The sequence below is a fragment of the Pricia sp. genome (genome assembly GCF_041745955.1).
Taxonomy (GTDB): domain Bacteria; phylum Bacteroidota; class Bacteroidia; order Flavobacteriales; family Flavobacteriaceae; genus Pricia.
The window spans coordinates 1-6,835 of record NZ_JBGTHY010000332.1 but is presented as its reverse complement, the minus strand read 5'-3'; the positions used below and the strand labels follow the sequence as shown (position 1 = coordinate 6,835).

The window sequence follows — 6,835 nt, the reverse complement described above, 5'->3', positions numbered from 1 at the left end:
GTTTATAAAATCATAAAAATTCTTTTCTTCTTTTGTGTTTTTAAAGTTAAAATCAAAGAAACAAGAGCAAAAATGGGCAGTATTATTGAACCAATCGCCCCCGATTTATAAGGTGGCACCTGTTTAGGAGAAAAAGATGTTTACTTTTGCAAGTAATTGATTTTCAATACTATAAGTTTGAATATGATAAAGTGGCACTTCTTCTATTATTGTTTTGTTTGCGCTTGCACCAAATATTCCGAGGGAGAAATGCCGGTCAGTTTTTTAAAACTTCTATTGAAGGCCGTTTTTGAATTGAAGCCACATTCAAAAGCAAGAGATAAAAGGGTGTATTTTTTATTTTCGGAAAGGCTCATGATTCTTTTGAATTCTTCAACTCAGTGGTCGTTTATAAAATCATAAAAATTCTTTTCTTCTTTTGTGTTGATGACTTGGGAAAGATAATTTGGATGAACCTCTATCATTTGTGCCAAATCACTAAGTGTCAATTCCGCATCTTTATACGGTTTATTGGTTCGCATAACCGAGGTCAGTTCATTATATATATCGTTGGCCGCTTCACTGCTCAAAGCAGATTTTTCATAGTTGACCTTTATTGAGGATTCAATAGCCCTGACTTGAATAACTTCACTTTCTTTGGTAAATTCATTTATTCTTTCTTGGGCATCAATATATTCCGCATCATTAATCGGCAACAATTGTTCTTCATCGAAAGCGAAAAGTCCGATATTCTGACTAAAGACACCTACCTGTTTGATACCAAAATATCCCATAAATGCCATAAAAAATACGACCACGATATAGGTATATTTTTCGTCATCGCTAAAGATTATCACCAACCATATAAGTGATATTCCCAAGATTAAATATTGTAACCAGTTTAAGTTTATTTTCTCGGTATATGAAAACTCATTTTTCAATGCTTTTTTATAAGTTCTTAGTTTATACAGAGACAATATGGTATAAATAACTCCAGAAAATACAATTAGCATTAGATTGATAGTAGTAAAGACCTCATATCCTGCACCATCATTTTTAAATATTGCTATTTTGGCCTCATGAGAAAGCAGTAAAAAGTCAGAAAAGAGTAGGTAAGAAAAAACTACTGGTAAAAAATGTAACAGGTTTATAGCTTTAAGAGGCTTTCCGGGGGTAAGCGCGGTGGTATATAAAAACAATAAAGGCCCCTGAAATAATGGCAAAGGAAACCCTATCCCAAGTATAAATGGATATTGATATTGAATCTCGGTAATATGCAAATAATATAATAAAAGGGTAAGGGTAGTAACCAATATCCAAATTAGTAATATCATATCCGCCTGCGTCTTTCCCTTTTTGCTCAGTAGAACAAGAGAAAGAAAAATGCCGATTACAATTCCGGAAAAATAGAGCATTGTTTTATATAAATCAGGACATAAATCTAAAGTATAATTGGGGGTTAAAGGTATACTAAAATCATAAACTCTTATCTGGAAGACCTAGATTTAGTTTTCAAGTTGTTGTGCGATCGCTCTTTACTGTTCTATCCAAATTCGGAACTGGGCTGTGCTATTTTGGCTCGTTGCAAGGTGTTTTTGACATCCTTTTAGCTTTACGGCCAAAGAGTTTTTGGTATAGTATTCTATTTTTTCTATGTGTAGTTTATTGACAATTACACTTCGGTTGAGCCTGAAAAAATCCAATGGATTAAGCTGTTCTTCAATTTCTTTCAGAGTGGATTCGGTAAAATAATTCCTTCATTTAATTTAGGCAGCCTATAAATACTTTTTTGTATTTTTCAGGAAGTGAGCTGGAAGATGACTTGGTTTGCGTTATCATTAGTTCCGGTATCCGAAAGGTAGACCCTGTATTTACTAGTTTTAAACTATTCAAAGGTTCAACCAGTTCTTGAATTCAGCGGCCCGATTTTTACTTATCAATATAGGGGTGCTAGTTTCCGGGGAGACCAATAGTTTGAGCTGATTGTTTCCGTATTTAACAATCTTCCTAATACTTGAAATGGCAATAATATACTGTCGGTTGGCCCTGAAGAAATAATTCTCGTCCAGTTGGGAATACAATTCATCAAGGCTTGCAGTGGTTGTCGAACGCGAATCATTAAAACAAACCACATAGGTAATGGTATTTTCAGTAAAGATGTGGGCTATTTCTTGAGTTTGAATGGATAATAACTCATTGTGTCGGTGGGTCAGAATTCTTCTTTTAATTTCGGAGACAGAAGGTTCTTCGCTAACTTTTTGCTGATAGTCGCCCAAAGCCCGGTTCAATTTCGAAAAATTGAGCACTTCATCCTCCAGCAATTGTTTTTGCAATTCCAGTCGGTTCTCATATTTACTACCGATAAATCGAACCGTAATTACAAATGCAGGTATGATAATAAGTCCTAAAACCGCAAACAAGGTGTAAAACCGATCTCGCAATCGGTCTATCTGTGAAAACAGACGTTTTATATTTACATTGGAAGCAACTATCCAATCCGAGTTTTGAACCGGAAACATAAAAATGACGTCGGAACTTTTGTAGATCTCACCATCGGTATTTCCCGACCCGTTTTCCTTGCGTTGCATCAGCAAATCGTAAAACTCATTGGGGCTTAGGTTGTCGGCTACCGACGAAACAAAAGAGGTGCTTGAACCCATCTTTTGCCCGACCTGTTTCACGTCGGGATGGCAAACGATTCGCCCCGACCAATCTAGAATACTGATAAAAAGTTGCTCTTGGTCCGTATTCCTGATGCTTGTCTGAAAGTGATCTATGACGGAATCTTTAACCACACCTTCGTTCAACTCATGGCCCACAAGGGTTGCCATCGAACGCGCTTCTTTTTTTCCGATTTCAAGCGCGGTAGTCACCAATTCAATGGCGCTTGATTTCAAGGCGAATCGGATTGCGATTAATGCGACGATCAGGAATATAATCGTCACGGAAATGAAGGTGAGAAAATAGAGCTTGTCCTTACGCATTTCGGCGGAGCATTTTTTCGAATATACTAATTTACCGAGCACCGTGAAACAAACGGATGTAGTTTCGTTTCCAAGAACAGAACACCGAACCATGTATTTTTTCAATCCTTTATATTCCCTTTCAATCCGAAAAATTCACTTTCACCTAAGTTTTATTGTCCCTTTCGAACCCAGTTTGTTGTTTTGGAAAGGAATATTCAAAGCACAGCTATGAGAAAAGAAATCCTACTCTCAACCCTCATTGGCCTGTTGTTCGGTTCTTGTACGAACGATAGTGAATCCGATTTAAGGGAGCCCGATAGCCCAACTGCCGTTAGCTACGAGGCAAACATCAAACAAATTATCGCGAATAATTGCCTGGGATGCCATAGGGATCCGCCGGTAAACGGAGCCCCTTTTCCCCTGAACACCTTTGATCGTGTACGTGATAGAGCGGAAAATGGCAATTTACTTGCAGCGATGAAGCGTCAAACGGGTGAGCCGGCAGCGATGCCGCCCGCAGGTAGATTACCCCAGGCGACCATCGATTTAGTAGAAGAATGGATAGACGAAGGTTTTTTAGAGCAATAAACAAGGTCTCCATGAGTATGAAAAACAGGATGCAACAACGCTTTTTTACAGGGTTTTTCGTTTTTTGTATGCTGGCAGTGTTCGCTGTACACGCCCAGATTAAATACATCGATAAAAGGGGGGTGATTGTGTTCGAGGCCTCGGAAAAATTCTTTGAAGAGGTAAAGGCAAAAAACAAATCGGTAACCACCATTTTGGATGTTATCAAGAACGAGATTGCTTCCTTGGCGCTCATTCGCGGGTTCCGCTTTAAAAACCCGTTAATGCAAGAGCATTTTAACGAGAATTATATTGAGTCGGACATATATCCAAAGGTGATTTTCAGGGGAAAAATAAGTGATTTTGATCTGAACGACCTCGGAAGCGGAGCCAAGAAATTTACGATCAAGGGCGTACTTGAAATAAGGGAGCAAAAAAAATCGATCGAGCCTGTTGTTCAAATCCAGCTGATAAACGGCGTCATTTCACTACAGGGTAGCTTTATGGTGCTTCCTCAAGACTTTGATATTCAGATTCCCAAAATTGTGGAAAATAAGATCGCCAAAGAAGTTATGGTGCGGTTCGACTTTAAGCTCTCAGCAAATGAAGATGACTAAAAGACACTTGTTTCTAGGGATTTTTGGCCTTCTGATCATCTTGATAGGCTGTGGATACTTCTATTTGAATCAATCCCATAGGAACATTCAGAAAGAAGAAGTCAAGTATACGGTCACTTCTTCCGAACTGGCGGAAAGTTTTAGAAGGTCCGGGCCAAAAACGGACATAGCGGACCAGGTTATCCAGACTAAAGGTAGAATTACGGCCTTGGACGAAAAATCGGTAACCCTCGACAAGAAGGTCGAGGTACTTTTTTTGAAGAAGTTACCTGCAGGTTTGAAAAAAGGCAAGGAGGTAACGATCAAGGGCCGATGTGTAGGTTATGATGACCTGTTGGAGGTGGTAAAGGTAGATCAGGCCCTATTGATAGAACAATTTTAAATCAAAAGTAAATCGTTTCGAACATGAATAAAATTAGTTGTTTTCTACTACTATTGCCTTTGTTTATCTGGAGCCAAGACGACCTTCTTGACGAAATAGATACCGTTGACGTTTCCAGTTCGTATGAAATAGCTGCCTTCAAAGGGTTAAAGCTCATCAATCTGGAAACGACCAAAATGGTGTCACGGAAGCAGCTCTTTTTTGTGGTTTCCCACCGTTTTGGCTCGGTCAAGACCGGAATCGATGATTTTTTCGGCCTGGACCAGGCCGTGACCCGGCTGAATTTTATTTATGGTATATCCGACGGGATAAACATCGGAATTTCACGAAGTTCGTTTCAGAAAACGTACGAGACCTCCCTCAAACTTCGCTTGGCCCGGCAATCCCCTTCGGGCTTTCCCGTAACCCTGGTTTGGTTCAACAGTTTGCAGCTCAACGGATCACTTGATGAACAGGAACTACCGGGCCTGCAATTTGAACACCGTTTGGGGTATGCCAGCCAGCTGCTCGTTTCCCGAAAGGTATCGAGGGATGTATCCATAGAATTGGCCCCCACCTATTTTCACGATAATCTGGTGTCGCCCGAAGGGCAGAACAATTCACAATTCGCACTGGGACTCGGGAGCCGTTTTAAATTTTCCAAACGCTGTGCGATCAATTTGGATTACGGACTGCATTTGAACCGCACCGCTAATTCACCTTTTAAGAATCCGCTTTCCGTTGGATTGGATATTGAAACCGGAGGCCACGTATTCCAGCTGCACTTCACCAATGCCCAGCCTATGAACATAAATAACTTTCTGGGAGAAGCTGCCGGTGATTGGGGGGATGGGAACGTTTATTTCGGATTCAATATCCTTAGGGTTTTCTAGGGGACATTTTTTGAAATCCTGAATTTCCCTTTCAAGGTCGGATATTCCCTTTGAGGAAGATTAATTAGAACACGTACTGATTTTAAATTTTATTTGAACGTAAGAACCTAAAAAATGCTACTATGAAAAAGCCATTGATTTTATTGTTTTCCGTATTGTTTTTATTCAATTGTTCCACAGATGACGGCGGCACGACTCCCGCACCGGATGGTAATCCGACCCCGACCCCGACCCCAACCCCAACCCCAACTCCGACCCCAACTCCAGAAGTTAACGCCGTTCGTTTAAGGGATGATGGTGCGTTTGGCAAGATCCTAACGGATTCCGATGGAATGTCGCTCTATTTTTTCTCACCGGATGCCCAAGGAGATTCTAACTGCACCGATGGGTGTCTCAATACCTGGCCCGTTTTCTATGAATCGGATCTCACCCTGGACGAAGGATTGGAAGCCGATGACTTCGGGTCGATAGCGCGAAGCGACGGCGATATGCAAACCACCTACAAAGGGTGGCCGTTGTATTCTTATGCCAGTGATAGCGCCGAAGGCGACGTTAACGGCGACGGGGTGAACGCGGTCTGGTTTGTGGCCAAACCCGATTATTCCGTTATGATGGTACAGGCACAGCTGGTAGGCCGTGATCGCGATGGTACCGAAACCAACCTTACCGGCGACTATGAGCCCGGAGACGGTACTACTTTTTACATGACCGATGCGTTCGGTAATACGTTGTACGGCTTTAGCAATGATGAAAATGGGGTGAACAACTTTACCAACGAAGATTTTTCGAACAACGCCGTGTGGCCCATTTTTGAGGAGGAACTGGATCAGGTGCCTAGTATATTGGATGCTGCCGATTTTGGGAGTATCGATGTATTTGGCAGACAACAATTGACCTATAAAGGTTGGCCTCTTTACTATTTTGGTCAGGATGAAGCACGAGGGGATAATTATGGTGTCGGGTTCCCGGTCGCAGGAGTCTGGCCAATCGTAAACCCCGAGACGGAAGTAGCGCCCCAGCCTGAGAATGAGAGCGTAGTACACGGCGTTACGAATAACGGTGCCTTATCCTACATTTTTAATGGTGATGGGTTGACAGATGCCGTCAATCCTGACCTGACTCTGACCCGCGGGCAAACCTATGAGTTCGATGTGACTGCCCCTGGCCATCCTTTCCTGATTAAGTCGGTTCAAAATATCGGTACGGACGATTCCTATACTAATGGAGTCGATAATAATGGAGCATCCGAAGGCAAAGTGACTTTTACCGTGCCCATGGATGCACCCGATACCTTATACTACATATGCGAGTTTCATGGTCCGATGACGGGAACGCTCAATATAGTCGATTGAAAAAGAAGATTGCGAGTAAAGTGTTATTTTTAAAACCAGGATTCCGATGGGCATCCTGGTTTTTTCATTACGATACGCAGAATGAACCATCGCTTTGTAT

General features: G+C 41.5%; 8 protein-coding genes and 1 pseudogene. 5 read left to right on the top strand and 4 right to left on the bottom strand.

The genetic code is table 11. The annotated features are described in order from the left end of the window. Positions 1-206: 206 nt before the first annotated feature. The 4 genes and pseudogenes from ACEW8S_RS12260 to ACEW8S_RS12245 all read right to left on the bottom strand — a co-directional run bounded on the left by ACEW8S_RS12260 (position 207) and on the right by ACEW8S_RS12245 (position 2,963). Entirely contained in the window at positions 207-356 is a 150-nt protein-coding gene (locus ACEW8S_RS12260) for a helix-turn-helix domain-containing protein (protein WP_373518436.1), read from the bottom strand. A 21-nt stretch (positions 357-377) separates the two neighbouring features. Continuing rightward, positions 378-1,394, bottom strand: a complete 1,017-nt coding sequence (locus tag ACEW8S_RS12255; protein WP_373518435.1) for an AraC family transcriptional regulator — start codon at positions 1,392-1,394, stop codon at positions 378-380. Between the two features lie 120 nt (positions 1,395-1,514). Beyond that, positions 1,515-1,721 (bottom strand): annotated as a pseudogene (locus ACEW8S_RS12250) (LytTR family DNA-binding domain-containing protein); the annotation flags it as partial. Between the two features lie 147 nt (positions 1,722-1,868). Continuing rightward, positions 1,869-2,963, bottom strand: coding sequence for a LytR/AlgR family response regulator transcription factor (locus tag ACEW8S_RS12245; protein WP_373518434.1), 1,095 nt, complete (start codon positions 2,961-2,963; stop codon positions 1,869-1,871). Between the two features lie 210 nt (positions 2,964-3,173). Between ACEW8S_RS12245 and ACEW8S_RS12240 the strand changes: the two genes are divergently transcribed. The 5 genes from ACEW8S_RS12240 (at position 3,174) to ACEW8S_RS12220 (ending at position 6,735) form a co-directional block, all read left to right on the top strand. Beyond that, entirely contained in the window at positions 3,174-3,533 is a 360-nt protein-coding gene (locus ACEW8S_RS12240; RefSeq protein ID WP_373518433.1) for a hypothetical protein, read from the top strand. Between the two features lie 11 nt (positions 3,534-3,544). Continuing rightward, on the top strand, positions 3,545-4,129 hold the full coding sequence (locus ACEW8S_RS12235) for a YceI family protein (protein ID WP_373518432.1): 585 nt from the start codon (positions 3,545-3,547) through the stop codon (positions 4,127-4,129). After that, entirely contained in the window at positions 4,122-4,511 is a 390-nt protein-coding gene (locus tag ACEW8S_RS12230) for a hypothetical protein (protein WP_373518431.1), read from the top strand. The genes ACEW8S_RS12235 and ACEW8S_RS12230 overlap by 8 nt, the downstream gene beginning before the upstream one ends. 23 nt (positions 4,512-4,534) lie before the next feature. Beyond that, on the top strand, positions 4,535-5,383 hold the full coding sequence (locus ACEW8S_RS12225) for a DUF5777 family beta-barrel protein (protein WP_373518430.1): 849 nt from the start codon (positions 4,535-4,537) through the stop codon (positions 5,381-5,383). Between the two features lie 122 nt (positions 5,384-5,505). Further along, complete coding sequence (locus tag ACEW8S_RS12220; protein WP_373518429.1) at positions 5,506-6,735, top strand: hypothetical protein; 1,230 nt, start codon at positions 5,506-5,508, stop codon at positions 6,733-6,735. Positions 6,736-6,835 lie beyond the last annotated feature (100 nt).